The following is a 23,392-nucleotide window of genomic DNA, read 5'->3' on the forward strand; positions in this document are numbered from 1 at the left end:
TGGACTATAAACAGAAAAAATAAAAAAAGGAGAACAATTAAGTTCCCCAATAATATAAACCTATAAATTAAAATTTATCAGTCCTGTTCTTTATATATTGATCTTAGAAATTCCGCATAAGACTTTTCCAAACCTACAACATCACCAGATTTAAGGTTTAATCCTCCTACACCCGAGGTATCTGCTTTAATTTTTGCAGAAGAAATCTGAAAGTATAGATTCTCGTCATTGGTTTTCGGCTGAACTTTCACCGTTGAACCTAAAAGTTTTTTAGTAGAAATTGTATATACATCTCCAGGAACAATTTTCATTTTCAAAAATGATCGGGGTGATAATGTATAGTCTTTTTGGTTGATGCTTATTTTCTGTTTCTTTTCTGAAGAAGCAAATATATACATTGATCCGTCCTGAATAGTAATTTTTTCTTTTGGAGTATAATATAGAGCTATCTTATAATTGGCAGCGTTGAAATCCTGAGATGAGCTATCAACATTTTCAAAAGGTTTTATTGTAAAGGTATTGGCTCCTATTTCTTTTGCCTTCTTATATATTAATGAAAAGACCAACTCATCATCTTTTGAGTATCCCTGAACTTCTATTTCTCCCAAATAGATACCATCTGCACTACTATCTTCTTTTTTATATAGAAATTTGTCTGTATTATCATTGGTTTTCTCAACTTTTGAGAGATAAACATTCTGTGCATTCCAAAGCTGTATACACAATACGGAAAAGATGATTGCTATATTTTTCATATTTATGATGGTTGGGAAAGGATTTCAATGCATTCTTCCAGGCTATTCTCCCAATGTTTTGGTTCTATTTTATAAGTTTCTTCTATTTTATCCAGAGACATTGTACTTCTCACTGGTCTTTTTGCTGGCGTTGGATATTGCTCAGTCGTTAGTGGATTCAATTTCACTGATGACTTTGCAAATGCAGCAATTTTTTTTGCAAACTCAAACCAAGTAGTTTCTGGATAATTTGAGAAATGGAATATCCCATAAACTTTTGTTGGCGCCTCAATAATATCCATGATTGCCTCTGCAAGATCATTAGCATTCGTAGGCTGACCAAACTGATCTGCAACAATACCTAATTCTTTTTTCTGCGAAAATAGGTTTAGCATTGTTTTAACAAAGTTCTTATTAAACTCCGAGTACAACCAAGAAGTTCTTAAAATAATGGTTTTAGGATTAATTTCCAACGCCAGCTCTTCACCCTTTCTCTTTGATTCGCCATATACTCCAATCGGATTGGTAAAATCATCTTCTGAATATGACAGATTTGTATTACCATCAAAAACATAGTCTGTAGACACATGGATGAGAACCGATTTATATTCTGCGCATGCCTGAGCAAGATAAGCAACACCATCTGCATTCACTGCAAAAGCTTTATCTTTTTCTTTTTCAGCCAAATCTACAGCGGTGTATGCAGAAGCATTGATACAGTAATCCGGCTTATTGTCGTAGAAAAAATCATTAACCTGTTCTTCGTTTGTAATATCTAAGATTGTAGAATCTGTAAATAAAAATTCGTATTGATTTTCAAAATCGGGTGCTATTTTCCTGATACAGTTTCCTAACTGACCATTACTACCGATTACAGCTATTTTTTTCATATAATATTAATTAAATATTGCCTAAAATTCTATCAGATATACTCTTTAAGAATTTTTCGCATTTTGAGATCTTAAGAATTTAACTCTTGACTGAAAGTCTTTCTGCTCTAAATCTACATAGAATTTGTGAAAGATCTCTTTTATATCTTCTGGATGAACTTCTGATTTTCTTGTTTTAACATTAAAGTAAATCACTGTTACCCAAAGTACGGCATGGATTGTTTTTTCATCCAGACTTTTCATTAGAATTTCAACCTTGGCAGTTCTGTCCTGTATTTCGATGGTTTTACTGCTGATTACAACCTGAGTATTGTATCTCACTTCTTTCAGGTAAGCAATTTCATTTTGAATTGCAATCCATGTACAGCCTGTCTGTTTAGTATATTCTTCATAGGTAAATCCGTAAAATGTTTCTACATGATCTTCTCTGGCATTGAACATATAATCCAGATATTTAACATTGTTCAGATGTCCTATAGGATCACAATCACTAAACCTAACCTTTACAACGGTTGATACTTCTTTTTCCATTCCGCAAAAATAAAAAAACCGCCTCTAATAGAGACGGTTGATTTTATAAATTTTGTTAATTTGCTGAAATTATTGAATTCCTAATTCTTTCTTAACAGCTGGTGTAGCATCAGCTCCCGCTTTATAAAGGAATGCTGGTGAGTTAGCATCCATTACATATTCGTAACCGTTAGCTTTAGATACTTTTTCTACTGCGTCATTTAATTTCTTTTCAATAGGACCGAAAGCTAATTCTTGCTTAGCTTGTAAGTCTTTTTGAGCTTTATCCTGCATCTGCTGAATATCGTCAGCTAATTTTTTCATCTCCTCTTCTCTAGCTTTGTTTTCGTCAGCTGTTTTCTTAGGAGCTTCTGTCTGATATTGCTGATATTTAGTTTGAGCTGCATCTGCTTTTTTCTTGATTTCAGCTTGCTTTGCATCTAAGAATGTTTTAAGGTCAGCATCTGCTTTTTTCTTTTCAGGCATTGCGTTAAGAACTCCCAATACATCTAAAGTAGCAATTTTTTGAGCTTTTGCCATACCTACAGACACAACCATCATCCCTGCTGCAAATAATACACTTAATTTTTTCATAATTGGTAAATAAATAATTTAATTTGTTTTTAGATTTTAAATTTAAGTAAAAGTTAATTTAACTTATTACTTTTTGTTTTTACTACCGGCTTTTTCTTTTTTATCTGTTCCTTTTAACAGAATTGCCAGTACTTTTTCAGTGTAATCATATTTTCCCTGAAGAAAAATAACACTAATGTTATTGCTTTTATCAAGAACTATGCCCAATCCATTTTTTTCGGACATTGTTTTGATGGCTCCCCAGATCTGATCCTGGAACGGAAGAACAAGATTTGTTCTCAGTTTTGTAATCTCACCATTGGCTCCAAAACGCAAACTGGTAGTTGTTTTGATATTTTTATCAAGATCTACGACTTCCTTTTCTCTAAGTTTCAGCTGATCGCCTATTAATAACACTTTTTCACTTTCAAAAGCCGCTTTTTTTCTTTCGTATTCTGACTGCAGATTCTGAAGTTCTGACTGCCAGGTATCGATCTGAGAATTTAATCTTGCTTCGGCTTCTTTATACTGAGGTAATTTATTTAAAATTTCATTAGTATCTACTACTCCTATTTTCTGAGCATTTCCAAGCCCAAAAATTAAAAGCAATACGAAAGTGATGGTTATTTTAAAGTTCTTCATAGCTATAATTATAATGATTGGTTCATCAAGAAGTGGTTTTGCCATCCTGATGGTGTTCCGGACATTGTCTTATCAAATCCGTATGCGAAGTCAAATCCGATCAATCCGAATGCTCCCATATAAACTCTAACACCTACCCCCACTGATCTTTTCAACTGGAATGGGTTATAATTACTCCAAGAGTTCCAAACGTTACCACCTTCTGCAAATGTTAATGCATAAATTTTAGCTGTCTGGTTCAAGGAAATCGGGTATCTTAATTCTAAAGTAAATCTATTATAGATTGTTCCTCCACCTTTTTGAGTAATATCAGAAGCTTCACCACCGTATGTACTTGCATTATCATAACCTCTTAACGGAATTAATTCTCTACCGTCATATCTACCTCCGAATAATCCAGTACCTCCTACATAGAACCTTTCAAATGGCGGTGCACCAAGACTTTTGCTGTATCCGTCCATGAATCCCATTTCAGCAGAAGATCTTAATACAAGTTTTCCGATGATTTCATTATATACATCAGCTTTAAACTTGATTTTATAGAATTCCATCCACTTGTATTTGTCAACAGGCTTCATTGAAGAGTAGTCTTTGTTACTGAACAATGAATATGGAGGTGTCAACTTAGCAGAAAGTTCAATATTTGAACCCATTGTAGGGAATATTGGATCAATTCCTGCGGAGTTTCTGCTCAAACCTAGGTTGATACTAAAGTTATTGGCACTTCCAAAGTATTCTGTAGCATCCCCAAACTGGAATGGATAGTTATTAAAGTCATACTTCTGGAACTGTAATCCTGTATATAATGAAAAATAATCATCCGGCCAGTTAAGAAGTCTGTTTAAACCTGCTGAAGCGGAGAAGATATTCAATTTCTGAGATCCTCCGTACATATCGCTATACTTAACTCTTGAGTTATTTAAACTTACAGAAAGTGAAGTTTGTTTTGTACCAAATAACCAAGGTTCAGTAAATGATACTCCGTAGTTTTGGAAGTATTGTCCTGCCTGTACCTGAATAGAGAAGGTTTGTCCGTCTCCTTGCGGTACCGGTTTAAAGTCTTTGAATTTAAGGAAGTTTCTTAGTGAGAAGTTATTAAACGTCAAACCTAATGTTCCGATGAAGCTATTTCCACCATAACCTGCCTGAAGCTGAACCTGAGAAGATCCTTTTTCTACTAATTTCCAATTGATATCTACAGTGTTATCTGCCTGATTAGGCTGAATATCCTGTCCGATCTGCTGTGGATCAAAGAATGTCATCCCTGCAAGATCAAAATAAGTTCTCTTGATTTCGGTTTTTTTGAATAATTCTCCCGGTTTTGTTCTCAACGCTCTAAGGATCACATGGTCATGGGTTGTTGTATTCCCTTGCCATGTTACTTTGTTCCAAGTTGCCTGCTCTCCTTCATTGATTCTGATCTCAAGGTTTACAGCATCTCCTGACACTGATTTTTCAACTGGTGTTACATTTGAGAAAAGGTAACCGTTATTCATATATACAGACTTGATATCGGAATCATCTTCCTTACCACCGTCTTCTCCAACTTTTTTGTTGAATCCTACTGCATCGTAGATATCACCTTTCTTATACCCAAGCAATCTTTGTAGATAGTCTGTAGAATATACGGTGTTACCGGTAAATGTAATATCACCGATATAGTATTTTTTACCTTCGTTAAGCTTTACATTGATCTCATAATTTTTCTTATTATTTCTCCATACTGAGTCTGAAACAATTTTTGCGTCTCTATACCCTAATGAGTTATAATAATTGATCAAATTCTGCTTATCTTCCTGGTATTTATCTTCAATGAACTTGGAAGATTTCAAGATACCACCGATACCGAAACGTTTTTGTTTTGTTTCTTTGAATGCTTTATTTCTTAGCTTTCTATCGGTAACACTTTCGTTTCCTTCAAATTCGATATGATCGATTTTAATTTTTTTGCCTTTATCAACATTGATTGTCCAATCTACCAAAGCAGGATCTCCGGCATTTACTTTATCCTCGATAGTAATTTTAGCATCAGCAAAACCTTTCTTAATATAATCTTTCGGAATATTAGTTTTAAGGCTTGAAACTAAGTTTTGAGTAATCTTAGTACCTGGCTTCAGATTATTGTCTTTGGCTAATTTTTCACCTTTGGATTTACCAATCCCTTTTCCCTTGAATTTAACTTCTCCAAGTTCTTTAAGGTCCTGAAGATAGAATTTAAGAACAACTGTTTGTCCTTCAATACTCTCCACGTACACTTCCACTTCAGAAAAAGATTGGGTATCCCAAAGCTTTTTAACAGCATTACTAATTTTCTGTCCTGGAATGTCTACAACTTCTCCTTTAGCTAAGCCTGTAAATCTTAAGATCTGAGCTGGTGTATATTTTTTTACCCCATCTACAACGATGTCTTTAAGTGTATAAGTGCCCACCTCATTTTCTGCGTGTACAGCATTATTTACTTTTGTGCTATCCTGTGGAGTTACTTGTCCATAAAAATGTGCAGAAGCAGCAAACATAATGATGGGTAATAGTCTAAACTTCATTTTATCGAGTCTTTCTTTTCTTTTAAATTTATTGGCCTTGTACCTGCTCTCCGGTTAACCCGTATCTTCTTTCCTTGTTTTGATAATCTACAATACACTGGAAGAAAATATCTTTAGTGAAATCGGGCCATAGAACATTTAAAAACTGTAATTCAGCGTAAGCGATCTGCCAAAGCAGGAAGTTGCTTATTCTGATTTCACCGCTGGTTCTTATCAGTAAATCTACGGGAGGAAAATCTTTGGTATAAAGATAATTTTCGAATAGTTTTTCATCAATATTCTCTATTTCTACCTTTCCTTCCTTTACGTCAGAACTAATATTTTTAACGGCTTCCAGTATTTCGTTTTGTGAGCCATAGCTTATAGCCAATACCAGGTTTCCTTTTGTGTTTTCTTTTGTAAGGTCTACCACACGCTGCAACTGCTCTTTTACTAAAGTAGGCAGTTTATCAAGGTTTCCTATTACATGCATTCTCAGTCCTTTGCTAAAGATCTCTTCTGCTTCCAGCAGCAAGGTTTCCACAAGCAGATTCATGAGAGTGTTTACTTCTTCAGTCGGACGGCTCCAGTTTTCTGAAGAGAATGTATATAGTGTAAGGTACGGGATATCAATCTCGTTACAAGCATTAATTGCATTTCTTACAGCATTAATGGCATTTTTGTGACCGAAGGTTCTTTCTTCGCCACGAGATTTTGCCCATCTCCCATTACCATCCATAATGATGGCTACGTGTTTCGGTAAATTCTCAGAATTTATTTTATCTTTAATCAACGACATATTAATCACAATAACATGGAGGTCTTCCAAATGAGAATGTCAGCCCAAGACTGAACGTATTCATCCAATCTTTGGATTTTTCATCTCCAATATTTCTCTTTTTAATAAACTCTTCTTCTCTTTCTTTAGCAACGGCATAATAGTTTCCTGACTGTAATAAAGAACCTCCTGTAGCAGGGTCTAAAATATCTGCATTAAAGGATGTTTTTACATCACTGGAAAGGATTTGACTATGATCAAGCTGATCTGTCAATGTATATCTAAAGGTTGCTTCTGCAAATATAGCCCAAGTATGGTTAAATTTATACTTTAAACCTACACCAAAAGGAATATGCATGGTAACTTTTTTTCCTAATGTATATTCAGTCGTGGTTTTGAAGTCCATTTCATTGATTGGCGCTAATGCCACACCGTCTACATCTCTTCTGAAATCATTTGTAAGTGTAGCTTTGGGCGCATCAAACATCAATGCACCTACCCCTCCAAAAATATATGGGCTTACCATACTTACCTGCTCATTATTTACAGGGAAAAAGTTATATTCAAACATTAAACTTGCCTCATACACGTTATTTTTACCGTATGAGTTTCTATTTCTTCTATATTCTTCTTTTGCAGCTTTATCGCTAAACTGAATTTGGTTATATCCTAAATCCAATCTAACAGTCTGATGGGGGTTAAAATTAAATCTATATAAAATACCACCATAAAACGGGATCCCCCAATCCGACATTCTATTTAAATCCAACGGCTTTTGTAAAATATAATTTGTTCTTCCTACATCACCCACTAGGTTACTCATACCTAGACGAACCCCCAATTCGTTTCTTTGTGCTTTAACACTTACCACTCCAAGGAAGGCAAGGAAGCTAAACAATAATTTTTTATTCATAAAAGAATATGGATTTATGGTTATTTTAAAATTTAATTTTTGCAAATATAAAACATTTTTATATTAATGATAATCTTAATGTTTAGTTAAAAATAAACAAAAAAACATAATTTGTTATAAAGTAAACGGCAAAGTGGCAAAAATATTCTTTTTTCCATAGAATGAAAATAAATAAAGTATGAAAAAACCCCCATTGAATGAGGGTTTAAGGCTCTATTTTTTATTAAACATTCGTTGCATTCTGTTTCTTACTCTGATTAACAGAGGTTCTTTATAATTTTTATCTTCATCAAAATAGCCATATCCATATCCGTAGCCATACCCGTAGCCATATCCCTGCTTCGTATTATAATCATTATATATAAGTCCTAAATGATCGATTTCATTATTATGATATTTCTCTGTAATCATTTTCAGCATATACTTTTCCGTGTATTCATGACGAACCACATAGATATTAGCATCTGAATATTTCATTAATTCATAAGAGTCTGCAACAAGACCTACCGGTGGAGAATCTATAATAATAAAATCATATATTTCTTTCAGTTCTTCTAAGAATTTAATATTTCTCTTGCTCATCAAAAGCTCAGACGGATTGGGAGGAATAGGTCCTGAAGTAGCAACGTCAAGGTTCGGGATCTTTGTTTTATTGATAATCTGGTCAATATTCACTTCTCCTGTAAGATAGTTTGATATACCATATTTATTATCAATTTTAAAGTCTCCAAAAATCTTTGGCTTTCTAAGGTCCATCCCCAAAAGGATTGTTTTTTTATCACTTAATCCTAATACAGAAGCCAGGTTGATGGAGATATAAGTTTTTCCTTCCCCTCCAATGGAAGATGTTACTAATATAATCTTACCTTTTCCGTCATTATTATCCATTAAGAATCTTACACTCGCTCTTATTCCTCTGAATGCTTCGGAAACTGATGCTTTTGGTTGTTCCAAAACGGTAAGCATATTTTCATTGGTATTGTTACCAATTACTCCAAGAAGCGGAATTTTTGTTGCGCTCAGCAATTCTTTAATATTTCGGATCTTATTATCAAGCAATGCACCTATCAGGATAAAAATCACCGGAAGTAACAGCATGAACAATATAATTCCTGTTTTTGCCAGTTTAATATTCGGACTGATCGGTCCTTGTCCTAAATTTTTAGCGGGGTCAATTACTGTAATATCAGATTGGTTTGTCGCTACTTTCATCTGTGTTTCGTTCTGTCTTCCTAACAGACTGTTGTATGTAGCCTCAATCATATTATACCCTCTTTCCGCATCAAGATATCTTCTTTCTTTTTCAGGATATGAAGAAAGGTCTGAATTGGCTTCAGCAACTTGCTTGTCTAGTTTATTGATTTCATTATAATATCTTGTATAATAATTATTTAAACTACCATATGATCCTGTTTTTGCTTCATTAATTAATCTATTGATTTCCTTCATAGGTTCTGAAGTTGGTTTATAGATTAATGCCATTTCAGCTCTTTTTGTATACAATGCTTTAAGTTCACTAACGGTAGCGGAGAACATTCCATCTTCAAACCCAGCAGCATTGGTTGCAATCATTTTATCCAAATTCTGAGACTGAAGTGTGTTTTTGATATTATTTAAAGAGCTTATTTTACTTACAATATCAGCTTTTTTAGCCTCTAGGTCCTTAATTTTTTCTAAAGATTTTTCGTCTCTATCTTTAATATCATACAGTTTTTCTGATGTTTTCAGATAGTTCAGAACATTGGCACTTGAGTCTAGTTTCTTTCGGATATTTTCTAAGTTTCCTTTAAGGTACAACTCTGTATTTTTATCCACAGTATTTCTGTCGGCAAGTCTTTTCTTCTGAAGTTCCTGTACTGATGTATTCAGGAAGTTTACGGTACTGTTCAGATTATATCCTTTTTTGGTAATAATCATAATGGTACTGATTTCTTTATCGAAGTCTACATTAATAGTAGAAACGATATCATTAACACTTTGATTAATTGCCGCGAGGTTTACGATAATCTTATCCAGTTTGATCTTTGGAGCAACAGGGTTCTGCACCAATTTGAATCTAAGGTTAGGAGAATTGTACCATTCATTTACCTTAATTATTTTATTAGCAGGTCTGGCATAGGCATTTACGGTCTGAAATCCTTCAGATTCATAACTATACAAACTTGTAGACTGTCCTTCTTCCGGCAGGCTTATTTCATAAGTTCCGTTTCCTTTTGGTAATAAAGTAATTGGATAATTGATCTGCTGAAGATGCTTTTTATCTATTTCCAAAAAAACAGGTGAATCTGTCTTATCCAGGTAAGTTGATTTAATCAATCCTTTAGTAGAATAATTGACAAAAAGGTCCAAATTCTTAACCAAAAACTCATTATGAGATCTTGAAAAAAGCATTTTCTTCAGGTAAACTCCATCCTGATTTCCACCTTGCCCCCAAATGAAGTTGATGGATTGATTAGGCGTAAAATAACTGGATGTATTATTGGATATACTCAAAGAAAGATCTGAAGCGTATACGTTTTGTGCATAATACTTACTGTATACCCAAGATACGGCATAACCAATAAGAAACATAAAAACAAACCAATACCAGTTTTTGAATATTCTTCTTAAAAAATGTTCAACATCAAACATTGCAAAAGTCCCATACTTTTCCTTCGGGGGTTCTGCTTTTCCTACTTGTGTGTCTTTTCCAGGGATCATAAGGATTAAAGTCTTTGTAGGATTGTGTATAAAGTTAATGCCGTAGTAATGGCTGTCACCCCAGTAAGCAAGGTCTGGATAGGGTCTTTTCCGAATCCGTTCAAGCTTTTTCTTCTTGTATTAAGATATATTTCGTCTCCGTTTTGAACGTAATAAAAAGGAGAATTCATCAAATCTTCGCGGGTAAGATCTATTTTAGCAATCTTAATTCCTTCAGGAAGTTTTCTGTGGATTACAATCTCTTTTTTGTCAATAGTTCTGTTCAAACCTCCATTGATTGCTAAAGCTTCTGTAATAGTAAGGGTATTTTTATGAACCACTTTTTCTCCGGAAAGACCGGTACTTTCAACATCTCCAAGGATATAGTAGGTGATACCGTCAGTATTTAATCTTACTTCCGACTTACCTTCCTGGAAGTTTTCGTTTACTTTAGTCTGTATTTCTTTTGTAATATCATCCAATGTTCTTCCTTCTGCTTTTATATAGCCTACTCCAAAAACATTGATGTCTCCGTTTCCATCAACTTTTAATCCATTAAAATAAAAATTGATATTACCTCCAAAGCTTGATCCACCATTACTCCCTGCTCTTCCTCCTGCTGTTGCGGCATTCGTGGAAGAAGACCCACCTACCCCGCCTGAGGTATTGTAGCTGGAATAAAATTGTGCAGCATCTCCTTTGGGAGTGGTGACAATATTAAGGTTAAGGATATCATTTTTTGTGATCCTGTAGATAGGGATATTGTAGGGAACAAGACCTTCTTCGTTGATCACAAGACTCTCACTTGGTTGTAAATATCTTACATCCTTTGTCGTGATGCACGAGATAACCAAAAAGGGTAATATTAAAAATAAATACTTAAAGTTCTTCATCATATTTGAATATTGTTTACAAAAGTAATATTTAATTGTTAATTTTTGTTATTTCTTAATCGATATATCAAATCCGGCAAATAAGCACCTAAAAAACCTAATGAAACAATGATTAAGAGTAATATATTAACATTGGTGTGCCTTAGATAATAAGCAATTCCTACGATCATTAAATAATAAATGATAATATAAAATGTAGATCTTCTGTGAGTAAGATCAAGTTTCAGCAGTTTATGATGTATGTGATTTTTATCGGCATCAAATGGAGACTTTTTATTATAAAGTCTTACAAAGATCACATTTAAGGTATCCACAATAGGCAGAATAAGAATGGCTACTGCAACTACTGGAGCAGACTGTAGATGATATCTTGGCACATCTATAAGTTTCTTATCTATAAAAATATCAATGAAACAGATAGAAGTAAAGGCAAGTAAGAAGCCTAACAGCATAGATCCTGTGTCTCCCATAAAAACCTTATTGGTTCTATAATGTGAAAGATTATAGTATAAAAATGCCAGAACCGTTCCTATAATAATAACAGATAGTACGACCAACGGATAATTATATTCTCCCAATCTGTAATAACTGATTCCGAATAATGCACTACAGATCACTGAATATCCCCCTGCTAGACCATCAATTCCGTCAATCAGATTAAAGGCATTGATGAGGATAATAAAGGTAACAATACTAAATAATACACTTACAAAATAACTTAACTCATAAACTCCGAATATTCCAAAAAGGCTTCTGATCCTGATATCCGAGCCTATAACAACTAATGAGGACACAACAATCTGAGCCACCAGTTTTTTATACGCTCTCATTACCACAATATCATCCATTACTCCTACATAGAGAAGAATGATCAGTGAGGCAAATAAAAATTTATAGAGATCAAAGAGCTCATAGGCAAAGATGGATGCACAGATTCCAATGGAATAAAAAATGGCAATCCCTCCAAGATTAGGAATTTTTCTAAGGTGTGAGCTTCTTATACCGGGTTCATCCATAAGATTCTTCCTTCTGGAAATCTTTACAATGGTAGGTATGGAAAAAAATGTAATTAAAAAGGAGAATACGAAGCCTAACCCTATTTTTACATAGAAAATAGGTATCCCCGATCCGCTTAAGAACAATTCAAAATTTTTCATTCTTTTTCTTATCCCGTACTCATGTTACTCCCATTCATGCGGATGATGCTTAGTATGCAACACATCATCTCTTCTAATGTTCGAAACAATAGTACTCTCATTTGTGTTTATATTAATTTTCTTATCAACTTTTTCTGTCCTGCAAAAAACAACAGATAAAAAATCTTTTTCTTCACTGGCAAAGATAAAAGATAATTCTTACCAAAACGACTATAGTTCAATATATCTTGAATTTTTATCCCTCTTTCTCTTATAAAAACAGATAGCTTATCAGCCATGTTATAAAATGTTTCTTCATTTTTCACAAATGCGAGATAAGCCAAAAAGGAATACACTCCTTCAAAAATCTGAAAGTTTTTTAATTCCTTCATTTTATGAGAATATATTGATTCTTTAAATGCAGATTCAACATCCTGTACTGCCTTCAGAATATCAAGACCTTTTTCCGTATGAGCCTTTGTAATGGAATCCGTACGTTCTAAGTACTGATAATGAAAGTTCTGAGTCTGTACAATAGTATCACATGCTAATAAAAGCTGTGGTATCAACTGAATGTCCTCAAAATGAACTCCTTTTTTAAATCTTTTCTGATTGAAAAGTTCTCTTTTAAACAGTTTATTGCATGCAAAATAGCTAAGATCCGAAAAAACAGAGAAATTATTCTTAAGTTCTATCTTTTCCGGCATATTGGGAATCTGGGTCAGCTTTTGTGTTACACTTCCATTTTGATCCACTTTCTGGATATTACAGATTACCATTTTGGCATCATGCTTTTTTGCCAGCAATAGCATTTCTTCAAACATGGCTTCCGTGACATAATCATCACTATCTACAAAACCTATATAATCTCCTGTTGCTCTGTCTAAACCATAATTCCGGGCATCGCTTAATCCACCATTTTCCTTTGTAAAAGGTTTTATTTTTTCAGGAAATTTCTGAGTGTAATCTTCGATAATTCCCCAGGACCTGTCTTTACTTCCATCGTTTACCACAATTATTTCGATGTTCTGGTAGCTTTGATTCAATAAAGAATCAAGGCATTTTCCCAAATAATTTTCGACATTATAAACGGGAACAATGATGGAAACTTTTGAGGGAACGTCTATCATACATTAAAATTTCGTCAGTCTTGTATTCAGCCAGCCTTTTTTAGCATCATCAAAATCTTTTCTGGAACACGGAATACAGTTTTCTATATTTTCATCATCACCAAAATACCACAAATTACTGAACGTGTCACGCTTAAAAGCAAATTGCCTGTCATCTATTAAAACATAAAACAGTTCATATTGTCTTTCCTTCGGATGTGATCTCTGGATATTGATGCCTTCGATCAGATACCACAGCATTTGCGCCAAGAGCTGATGATTAAGCTGGTTCTCCGAATAAATATTATAATTAAAGATTCCTACGGATTTAAGGTTTTCACTTAATCCTATTTCTTTCATATAAGCGCATACTTCTCTTCTGTTTAATCCGTTTACCTGAGGATTCATTGAAAAAGGCTCACTGAAACTTTCTATGGCATCGCAGTTTACGGTTACCAGGTCTGCTTTTCTGAAGAAAGGTTCTGTTCTTTCTGTAGAGTTCATCATTTCAGCAAGACGAATGATATCAAATTCAACTTCTTTGATCAGCCTTACGGAATCCATCTCATTCAAATGCTTCTGATAGCCTAAATGGTGATAGTTTTTAATGGAGAAATTCTTAGAACCAAAAATTTTCCCAAGAAAAGTATGTTCATTAATTTCATCTCCTTGTTTAAGAGAAATGACATTGCTGATTTGGGTATAATTGAGGCTTTTTTGATGGAAATTCAAGGTAGAAAATAATGAAAAAGCGAAGTCATTAGATCCACCGACAATTACCGGAAGGGCTCTTTTATAATGACATGCTGATAATACTTCCTGTAGAATATAATGAGTATCCTGTACGGATTTTCCAGAAACCAGATCACCTAAATCTACCACCGGAATTTCAAAATCCAGCTGTGAAAGTTTGTAAAATTCTTTTCGTACTGCCGTAAAGTCCTGCACTTCCGCATCACCGCCTACTCCTCTATAATCTGACACAAACAGAAGAACAATGCTGTCTTCTTTTATATTTTTTGTGATCTGATTTCCAATCTGCCAGCTTTCTGTTTTGAAATTTCTAGGTGAAATGATAAAGTCCTCAAAATCCATATTTAAATTAAAATTATAATAATTTATTAATTGCTTGATGTAACAAACATACAAAAAAACACCGCAACTGGCTATGTTGTGGTGCTTTTTATTCATAAAAAAACCGTTTACAAATTGTAAACGGCTTGATATATTTTATGCAATATGCAATATTATTTCTTTTTTGCAGCAGGTTTCTTTGCTGTAGTAGTTTTCTTAGCGGCAGTTGTCTTTTTTGCTGCTGGTTTTTTCTTTTCTGCAAAAGCGTTCTTATCCTGATCCGTGATCCATTTTTTAACTTCATCAAGAGAAATTTCTTTCAGTTCTTCTCCGTCATATTTGGTATCATCACTTTTCTTTGGAATTTTGAACATTGCTTTTCCAAATTTGATGAAAGGTCCCCATCTTCCGTTTTCAATGGAAATTTTTTCTTTCTCCCATTGTTGGATATATCGGTTGGCTTCTTTTTCAAGTTTCGCGTCAATCAGTTCGTTGATATCACTTTGAGAAAGATTGTCAAAGTTATATTTCTTCGGAACGTTCACAAAAATATCTTTATACTTGATAAACGGACCGAATCTTCCGGTACCTTTTGTTACAGGTTCCCCTTTATAAGTGGCAATAGGCGCATCTGCTTTTTTCTTTTCGCTGATAATTTCTTCAGCACGCTTCTGATCTACGGAAAGCGGATCTTCTCCTTTTGGAATGCTGATGTACGTTTCTCCCCATTTTACATAAGGTCCAAATCTACCAACACCCACGGAAACAGGGTTACCATCAACCTCGCTTAAGTCGAAAGGCAATCTGAATAATTCCAATGCCTCTTCAAAAGTAATGGTTGCAATATTCTGTCCCGCCATTAATGAGGCAAAGATTGGCTTTTCTTCATCCTCTGTTTCTCCTATCTGAATCATTGCACCAAATCTACCGATTCTTGCATGTACATTTTTACCGGTTTTAGGATCTACTCCTAAAAGCCTGTCTCCTGTAGCACGATCTGCATTTTCTTCTACGTCTTCAATTCTCGGGTGGAATTTTGAATAGAAGTCCGTCATCATTTCTTTCCATTTCTGATCTCCGTTTGCAATTTCATCGAATCCTTCTTCTACTCTTGCTGTAAAGCCGTAATCAAGAATTTCTTTGAAATTATCTGTTAAGAAGTCATTTACAACTTCTCCTATATCTGTAGGAACGAATTTATTTTTATCACCCCCGAATTTTTCGTCAAGAACTACTTTTTTGATCTTATCTTTCACCAAAGACATTTTGATCACTTCACGGGTTTGTGGTTCTATCTCACGTTTGTCCACATATTCTCTATTCTGAATCGTCTGAATGGTAGGAGCATACGTAGACGGTCTACCAATTCCTAGCTCTTCCAGCTTTCTTACCAACCCTGCTTCAGTATATCTTGCACTTGGTCTTGTAAATTTTTCTGTTGCGGTGATGGTTTTATAATTCAGAATTTCTCCTACAGTTACTTTTGGCAACAGTTTATCGTTGTTTTCCTCATCATCATCTTCTGTTTTTACGATTCCGTAAGCTTTTAAGAAACCATCAAATATGATTACTTCTCCCTGTGCTTCAAAATGATGGGGTAAAGAAGCGTTTCCAATTTCAATGACCGTTTTTTCAATTTTAGCATTTGCCATCTGAGAGGCAAGGGTTCTTCTGTAGATCAATTGATACAACTTATTCAGCTGTGCGTCTCCAATGCTTTTCACGCCAAAGTCTGTAGGGCGGATCGCTTCGTGAGCTTCCTGTGCGGAGGCTGATTTTGTAGTATAGTTTCTCGGAGAAGAATATTCTGCTCCGTATTCTGAGATAATTTGTTTTTTTGCTCCTTCAATAGCTTCCTGAGAAAGGTTTACTGAGTCTGTTCTCATGTAAGTAATATACCCTTCTTCATACAGTCTTTGTGCCAGACGCATGGTATTGGTCACATTATATCCTAATCTTGAAGAAGCTTCCTGCTGTAGTGTAGAAGTGGTGAAAGGTGCAGATGCGGAACGGGTTCCTGGTCTTGTTTCAACATTCAGAACTTTAAATTCCGTTGTTTTTGCCTGTTCAAGGAATTTTTCTGCTTCTTCTTCCTTTTCAAAGTCTTTTTTAAGCTTTGCTGCAATCTCCTGCTCAGTCTTATTTAAGAAAATTCCGTCAAGTTTAAAACTTGCTTTTGGTTTAAAGTCACGGATTTCTTTTTCTCTTTCTACGATTAATCTTACTGCTACAGACTGTACTCTACCTGCTGAAAGCCCTGGTTTCACTTTTTTCCATAAAACCGGAGACATTTCAAAACCTACGATTCTGTCCAGCACTCTTCTTGCCTGCTGTGCATTTACAAGATTCTGGTCTATATCTCTAGGATTTTCAATAGCTTTTAGAATGGCATTTTTAGTAATCTCATGGAAAACAATTCTTTTTCTGTTCTCCGGTTTCAGCTTCAATTCATCTGCCAAGTGCCATGCAATAGCTTCTCCTTCACGGTCTTCATCGGAAGCAAGCCATACCATATCGGCTTTCTTTACAGCAGCCTTCAGTTCTGTTACCAATTTCTTTTTGTCTGCTGAAACTTCGTAATCTGGGCTAAAGGTAGCAAGGTCTATCCCCATCCCTTTTTTAGGTAAATCTCGGATATGTCCGAAACTGGATTTCACTTCAAAATCCTTACCTAAATATTTCTGAATAGTTTTTGCTTTTGCCGGGGACTCAACGATTACTAAATTTTTCGACATTCTAAAAATTTTTTGCAAAAGTAAAGCTTTTTTATTATATACTTTTTGTTCTGTAATTTTAATTTGATTATTCACCCCGTTCCCAGACATTCCTCAAGCCTCTTTTAAAAGACCAAGTGCTTTGTTTTGTATCTTTTAGCTGATTATCAAATGAATTATATTTAGTGATATAGAATTTTTCATCCATTGTTATAGATGCAAGAAATATGGTTTATTATAAAAATATGGAATACGCTTATACATTCAGTATTTTCTCAGTGTTTCTTTAGGTTTTAATATTTCATAATTTTCATAACGGCTTCAGAGTTATTTATTCTTATTAAATAGATACCGGAGATTAGCGAAGAAATATTGATCTGTTTATTTTCAAATTTTCCAGATTTCACTAATTGTCCTAATTCGTTATATATCTCAAAATTATATTCTTTCTTTTCATTAGTGTTGATGTAAAGAATATTTTTAACGGGGTTAGGGAATATAGAGATTTTATTTTCTACAGCTTTAGCTTCTACATCTTTAGTACTTAGCCCTGAATCCTGAGAAACATCAAATTTTGAGGCTGGACCTTGCTCATTCCCATTAGGGTCGTATTGTATTTTTACACAACGGCAGTTCATTCCAAAATAGGGATCATTGTTATCATTAAAGGCAGTCAATCTATTGGCGGTAGATGCGGTATCAAAAAGGATATTTATTGGTCTTCCTATATAATTGGCATTTAAAGCACCAGTCCAGATTCCAGGATATTGAAAGTTTATAACATTAAAAGTTCCCTGTGCAGTCTGATTTCCAATAACACTACGAAAACCACGGGATCCTGAGTTGGGATAATTTCCTACAGAGTACGAATTATTATTAAACATATAACCTATTGTAGCAGTTGTAGAAGGATTACGAACCCGAATACCTAAATAATCTGAAGCAATGTTGTATGAAGTCGCAATATTTTTATCTTTTTTATACCATGGCGTCTGCCCGAAATCTAATCCTGAAACTAAAGCGACACTGGTAAGATCAGGAATTCTCCAGCCATCAGGACATGGATCAAATGGTGATTTTTTTCCTCCTCTACCCCATCTGTCTGATGCAAGATTAGACTCTGTTGACAGCCAGTCAGTCCCATTGGTATAATTCGGAGTGTTATTATTGAATGGGGAAAATGTGCTGGGAATCATATAGACGAGTGGATTTTTAACGGAATAGCTTAAGATTTTTGATATTTTGTCTGCTGGTTTATCGGTTGCAAGAACATTTGATACTTCAGCATACGTATTGTAAGGAACGATATAATTTCCCGGCATGGCATTATATACGGATGAAGTAAGTGTACTGTAGGAAATACTGCCATTATTTGACACCGACCCTAAAAATATATTGTAGGAACTTCTGTTATCGGCATTCTGAAATACAGGAATCGGGTCTTTTCTTCCCCATTGATAGTATAATCCTGTGGAGGCTCTTATTTTCGTTAATTCCGTAGGAGTAGGTGTAAGTGGATTGATAACAACCGGGAATGCATCAGTAGCACCAAGGTTTCTATCCATAAAAACAGTCTGTAAAATAACATCTGCCTTATTCACATAATTGATATAATTAGTAGCTTCAGAAACCGGAGATTCCGTTGTATAAGTATAAGACCCAACAGGGGTATCCGTGACCCAGATGTGCCAGCTCCAATAGACAGGAGACGAAATACTGCCATTATGCAATGTAATGACTGCATTCCCACTCTGATTAGGTGTAATTTCTACTGAAATCTTAGAATTATCCAACTCCTGTAATGATGATGGGGAGGGGTTTATCACAGAAAGCTTATTAATAAGGTTAACATTGGTAGTCCAAAGAACGTTTGCTTTTAGGCTATTAAAATTTGAAGAATTGAGAATATCACGATTATTCAGTAATTGGCTATGTACTGAAAATGCTTTACTAACAGGAATTTCTACGGATGAAGGTGATAAGTTTTTAACGATCTGATAGGTATTCGGATTATCTATTCCTACTTTATATTCCTTAACTGCGGGTAAATATTCTGTGGGAAAATCATAATCATTCACCAGATACAGGGGATCTTTGATACATCTGCAACCGTTGGCATCTGAAGTATACATACCCGCAAGAGGAAAATAAAAATATCTACCTCTGATTCCCGGAAAATTTGAGTCCGGAATGTCCGGCTGTGTTTTATCGGGTATCATAGACAACCCTCTTACTCCTACTGAAGGGGAAGCATCGAAATGCCTTGTCATCGTCGCTGCCCATAATGCAATATGATGCTGATCACTATATTGCCCAAGGTGAGCCCCTCTGATTAGCTGCCCTGTCCCGGGAAAGATCCCCATATTATAGCCCCCCGCATTGGAAAGATCAAATCCCAGATTAGGATAAACTTTAAAATTGCTCATAAAATCAGGCATTCCTGAGTCTGTAGGTTTTATGATATGATATTTATTATTTTCAAAAACATTTTTTGCCATATCTGTTCTCACTCCGAAAGGCGAAAAGTCTATTCTGATATCATCTATATAATCTGGAGATGCAAGGTTTGCGACGAGCATGGAGGGGATTCTCCAGCCATTGGGGCACGGGTCAAATGAAGATTTATCTCTGTAAGGCTTGGTGCTATTATCAGTATTGTAAACCTGATCAACTTTGCCTAAAGAATTATCAGACCAGAGATTAAGCTCTGACAGCCTGTTATCTGGTAAATTTGCAGATTTCCCAAACCAATTGACAGGCAGATTTACATTGTTATTGTAGTATGCTTGCCCGGAGTTGTCATCCTTATTTACGTATATCAGGCTCAATGGATTCCTTAAAGACAGTCTTATATTGTTAGAAACTTCTGCATTGGAAAGTAAAACAAACTGTCTGAGCTCATCAATACTCACAGCATTTGTGAAATTTTTTGCCCCTCTGTGTCTTACTCTTCCTACAGATCCGGAAACCTCATAAAAATCATTTCCTCTTGTAACGAGTGGTGGTATTGGGTCTTTTCTTCCCCACTGATAAAGCAGTCCTATGCTTTTATTCCAATCTGAAGCAGTAATAGAGCCGGAAAGAGCTCCTAGGTTTCTGTCCATCCATTTCCATTCGTTAGCTGGGACTAGTTCTACAGTTCCGTCTGTTCTTATTCTTTTTATTCCATCAAAGCTTTTATAGGAAGAGCCGTTAGTAGGGTCATCGGTAACCCAAATATGCCAGCTCCAGTAGATTTCACCGTTTACTTTTAATGCTACAACAGCATTTCCTTTTTTAGATTTATTGACAGGTACTTTTATTTTAGCATCCTGCCCCGTTCCTAAAATTTCCAAAGTATAATTTGTTCCTGATTTGATCAATCCGTGTACATCTTCCCAAAGTACATCTGCAGTTATTACTCCGGAAGGAATACCATTACCATTAATATAACTTCCTCCACTCCACATTGCGTAAGCTTTTCTTACCGGAACCAATATACCCTCACTGTTATTTGCTGGATCAAAAATGTAACTGTTAGGAGCTTTTTTCCAATCAGGAATCAACCTTTTTATTATCTGCTTTTGGATTGGTTTTGCCAATGAATCTAATCTCTCCACTATGGACCTTTCAACCGTTCGTTCTACCGAAGAAAGCCCCTTCACTGCTATTATATTACCTTTAGCAGAACAGACACCTATTAATACTAAGCAGAATACTGCCGCTAATTTTTCAATCAACCTTTTCATATTGTATGGATTTGAGTGTGTCCTTAGCGAAATACAACTTTTAAGCCCATATCAACAAAATGAGATTTATTTTATAAATAAATATTACATATTCAAATTAAAATATAAATAATTCAAAATAAATTTTTTACAATTACTATAAATACATTTAAAATTTAAAAGCGGGCTACTTTGAAAAGTAGCCCGCCTATTTATATTATAATCCGAAGTATTTTACGGAAGCACGTAATTTCTATAAAGGTCTATCGAGAATCGTCCAGCTTTGATATTATTAAAGTATCCAAACACCACAAAGTTGAAGACTACAAGAGAGATAATAAATGCATAGATCATATTCTTCATCCTGCCTGAAACTACATACATAGCATTCGGGATAATGACATAGGCAAATCCAATAAATGCTCCGGCAAGTCGGGAAGAGAAAATTGGGTTATTCCTAAATATAAAATATAAGCAAATCCCTGCTACCGCATAGTTTCTGTGATACTCATAATAAGGATAATACTCTTTCATCTTTGTATCAAAAACAAAAAGGAAAAACGTCAGAATTGCCATCATTGCTTCAGGAATACCAAAGCCACCATTTAGCCTTTGCGCACTGATCTCTACATAACCATTAAACCCTTCTACAAGGGAACTTTCCGACGCCATCCCCCCGAGAAAATCTCCAAGCACACGATACACTTCAAAGGGTGACAATAAAATAGAGCCTATAATCATCAAAAGCATCATCGTTTTATTCAAAGGAATCCTCGCCAGCCAATACATAGGTAAAAACAGATAGCAGACACTGTGAATCCCCGAGCCAATGAATATAAAGAAGAGATAATACCAGAGTTTCCGTTCTTTTATAAACCGTATGGCAAAATAAACAATAAAAGTTCCTAAGTTTTGTCTTATTTGTCCACTTTCCCCAATAAAAAAGTTTGGGATAAACATAAATAAGGTAAAGGTAAAGGGATAAAAGGTATTATCATCAGTATATTCTACCTTAAAAAATATGGCAAAGAGAGCGATAACAAAGGTGACCATATAAAATGGCGCATCAAAAATATTGAGGAGTATCTTATTTATTAATGTATAGAGCCATTCTACATCCAGCAGCTCCGGACCTTCCAAATGGAGCATCTTCATAAAGATACTGTAATAACTCTTCTCATCAGAATAGATATAGATCCCCAAATAACTACCATAATCCGGTCCTACATCATTTCTAAGCCCTGCAAGAATCACAAAGTATACACCCAGCAGCCAGAACCACTTTTTGTCAACCTTTCTTCCATAGACTTCCTGAATACTGAAGATCAGCATATAAATAATCGCTATTATATAATATGGATGGAGTAAAGTCATGCTATAGCTCTGATGTTTTTTTAAACTGGTGATAAACAATTATAATCCCTGTCAGAATCAAAGGTAAAAATAACCTTATTTCCCAAAAAAGTCCTACCAAGGTAATCATAAACAAATAAGGAATGGAAAAGAAAAGATATTTACCAAAAACCTGTTTGTTCTCTTTATCTACACAAAGTTTAAATATATAATAAAGTACAATAATGGCAAAGAGCAATCCTGCAAGATTGAACGGACTTGAAAAGTTTCGGTTGATATAAAATCCTTCTACAAAAGTTGTTTCATCCTGTACAAGCATTGCCCTCAATCCCAGATAAGGGATCAGAAAAGCGATCACTAATGGCAGCAGTTTCAAAATTACCTGATAATTTCCTTTTTTTAAATCATCTACATTAAAAAACATGGCGGCAAAAAAAGCAATATTAAGACATGCCGTTTCTCTCACCAAAGTAGACAAGGCAATAAGTCCGGTTAAAAGATACAGGAATATATTTTTATGGGTAAGTAAATATTTCAAGGTTAAAAAAACACCCGTTAAATAACAGAAAAGTGCAATTGTATCACAATTGGTAGGAGCATATTGTGTAAGTACAATAAAAAACACAGACAAAAGATGAATAATTCTTCTGGCATTCAGCTGTAAAAGAAAAGCAGTTGCTTTAAGCTTAAAAATCGTATTCAGCACCACTGAACACAACACAAAGAATATACTATTCATTAAGAAAAGCCCATGATAGAAAGGTGTTCCGTTTTTGGACAGAAAATCTTTAAATAAAGAAAGAGGACCATTGATAAGATAAAACATCAGATCTGTCATCTGAACACTCAGGTAATTGGGAATCACCCTGTAAGCATATACTGAAGAAAATAAAAAGTCAGGGGTTCGCTCCGAAGTCTTCAGTCTTGTATAGGAAGACTCAAATCCGTAGTAAGACATTGCAAACATCAAAAGCGGGAGTACTATTACAAATAGGAATCCATTTATTTTTTCATCATTCTTTTTCAACATATCTACAACAGATTCTTATTTTTTTAATAATAATTTGTGGTTTAAAATACATTTCATCAAAAGGGAACTTTTGCAAAAGTAGAATATTTTTTCATTCTTCCTAGAATATTTTATTGATTTTCAGTCAAAACTTAT

At 34.7% G+C, this 23,392-nt stretch carries 17 protein-coding genes; all 17 read right to left on the reverse strand.

All coding sequences use genetic code 11. The features are described 5' to 3' along the window. Positions 1-77: 77 nt before the first annotated feature. The gene (locus tag AC5YGG_RS14290) at positions 78-755 is read right to left on the reverse strand and encodes a hypothetical protein (protein WP_496145147.1); all 678 of its coding nucleotides are present in this window, start codon (positions 753-755) and stop codon (positions 78-80) included. Positions 756-757: 2 nt separating this feature from the next. Then, positions 758-1,624 (reverse strand): dTDP-4-dehydrorhamnose reductase, encoded by an 867-nt coding sequence (rfbD, locus tag AC5YGG_RS14295; protein ID WP_496145148.1) that lies wholly within the window; start codon positions 1,622-1,624, stop codon positions 758-760. Between the two features lie 45 nt (positions 1,625-1,669). Then, on the reverse strand, positions 1,670-2,155 hold the full coding sequence (locus tag AC5YGG_RS14300; RefSeq protein WP_496145149.1) for an acyl-CoA thioesterase: 486 nt from the start codon (positions 2,153-2,155) through the stop codon (positions 1,670-1,672). 69 nt (positions 2,156-2,224) lie between these two features. After that, positions 2,225-2,728: an OmpH/Skp family outer membrane protein gene (locus tag AC5YGG_RS14305; protein WP_496145150.1), complete on the reverse strand. Its 504-nt coding sequence runs from the start codon at positions 2,726-2,728 to the stop codon at positions 2,225-2,227. A gap of 66 nt (positions 2,729-2,794) precedes the next feature. After that, positions 2,795-3,349, reverse strand: coding sequence for an OmpH/Skp family outer membrane protein (locus tag AC5YGG_RS14310; protein ID WP_496145362.1), 555 nt, complete (start codon positions 3,347-3,349; stop codon positions 2,795-2,797). Positions 3,350-3,357: 8 nt separating this feature from the next. Then, positions 3,358-5,892, reverse strand: a complete 2,535-nt coding sequence (gene bamA, locus AC5YGG_RS14315; RefSeq protein WP_496145151.1) for an outer membrane protein assembly factor BamA — start codon at positions 5,890-5,892, stop codon at positions 3,358-3,360. Positions 5,893-5,920: 28 nt separating this feature from the next. Beyond that, entirely contained in the window at positions 5,921-6,670 is a 750-nt protein-coding gene (gene uppS / locus AC5YGG_RS14320) for an undecaprenyl pyrophosphate synthase (protein ID WP_496145152.1), read from the reverse strand. A gap of 1 nt (position 6,671) precedes the next feature. Then, the gene (gene porG, locus AC5YGG_RS14325) at positions 6,672-7,562 is read right to left on the reverse strand and encodes a type IX secretion system protein PorG (protein ID WP_496145153.1); all 891 of its coding nucleotides are present in this window, start codon (positions 7,560-7,562) and stop codon (positions 6,672-6,674) included. Between the two features lie 213 nt (positions 7,563-7,775). Further along, positions 7,776-10,262 (reverse strand): exopolysaccharide transport family protein, encoded by a 2,487-nt coding sequence (locus AC5YGG_RS14330; protein WP_496145154.1) that lies wholly within the window; start codon positions 10,260-10,262, stop codon positions 7,776-7,778. 5 nt (positions 10,263-10,267) lie between these two features. Then, entirely contained in the window at positions 10,268-11,137 is an 870-nt protein-coding gene (locus tag AC5YGG_RS14335; RefSeq protein WP_496145155.1) for a polysaccharide biosynthesis/export family protein, read from the reverse strand. Positions 11,138-11,172: 35 nt separating this feature from the next. After that, positions 11,173-12,291, reverse strand: coding sequence for a glycosyltransferase family 4 protein (locus tag AC5YGG_RS14340; RefSeq protein ID WP_496145156.1), 1,119 nt, complete (start codon positions 12,289-12,291; stop codon positions 11,173-11,175). Between the two features lie 107 nt (positions 12,292-12,398). Further along, a complete protein-coding gene (locus tag AC5YGG_RS14345) occupies positions 12,399-13,400 on the reverse strand; it encodes a glycosyltransferase family 2 protein (RefSeq protein WP_496145157.1) in 1,002 nt (333 codons plus the stop codon). Positions 13,401-13,403: 3 nt separating this feature from the next. Then, positions 13,404-14,474, reverse strand: a complete 1,071-nt coding sequence (locus AC5YGG_RS14350) for a formimidoylglutamase (protein WP_496145158.1) — start codon at positions 14,472-14,474, stop codon at positions 13,404-13,406. Between the two features lie 152 nt (positions 14,475-14,626). Further along, on the reverse strand, positions 14,627-17,188 hold the full coding sequence (topA, locus tag AC5YGG_RS14355) for a type I DNA topoisomerase (protein ID WP_496145159.1): 2,562 nt from the start codon (positions 17,186-17,188) through the stop codon (positions 14,627-14,629). A gap of 272 nt (positions 17,189-17,460) precedes the next feature. Next, positions 17,461-20,895 (reverse strand): T9SS type A sorting domain-containing protein, encoded by a 3,435-nt coding sequence (locus AC5YGG_RS14360; RefSeq protein WP_496145160.1) that lies wholly within the window; start codon positions 20,893-20,895, stop codon positions 17,461-17,463. Between the two features lie 213 nt (positions 20,896-21,108). Then, the gene (locus tag AC5YGG_RS14365; protein ID WP_496145161.1) at positions 21,109-22,248 is read right to left on the reverse strand and encodes an EpsG family protein; all 1,140 of its coding nucleotides are present in this window, start codon (positions 22,246-22,248) and stop codon (positions 21,109-21,111) included. 1 nt (position 22,249) lies between these two features. Then, positions 22,250-23,257 (reverse strand): hypothetical protein, encoded by a 1,008-nt coding sequence (locus AC5YGG_RS14370; protein ID WP_496145162.1) that lies wholly within the window; start codon positions 23,255-23,257, stop codon positions 22,250-22,252. Between the last annotated feature and the right edge of the window lie 135 nt (positions 23,258-23,392).

The organism is Chryseobacterium sp. CS2K3, assembly GCF_059515185.1.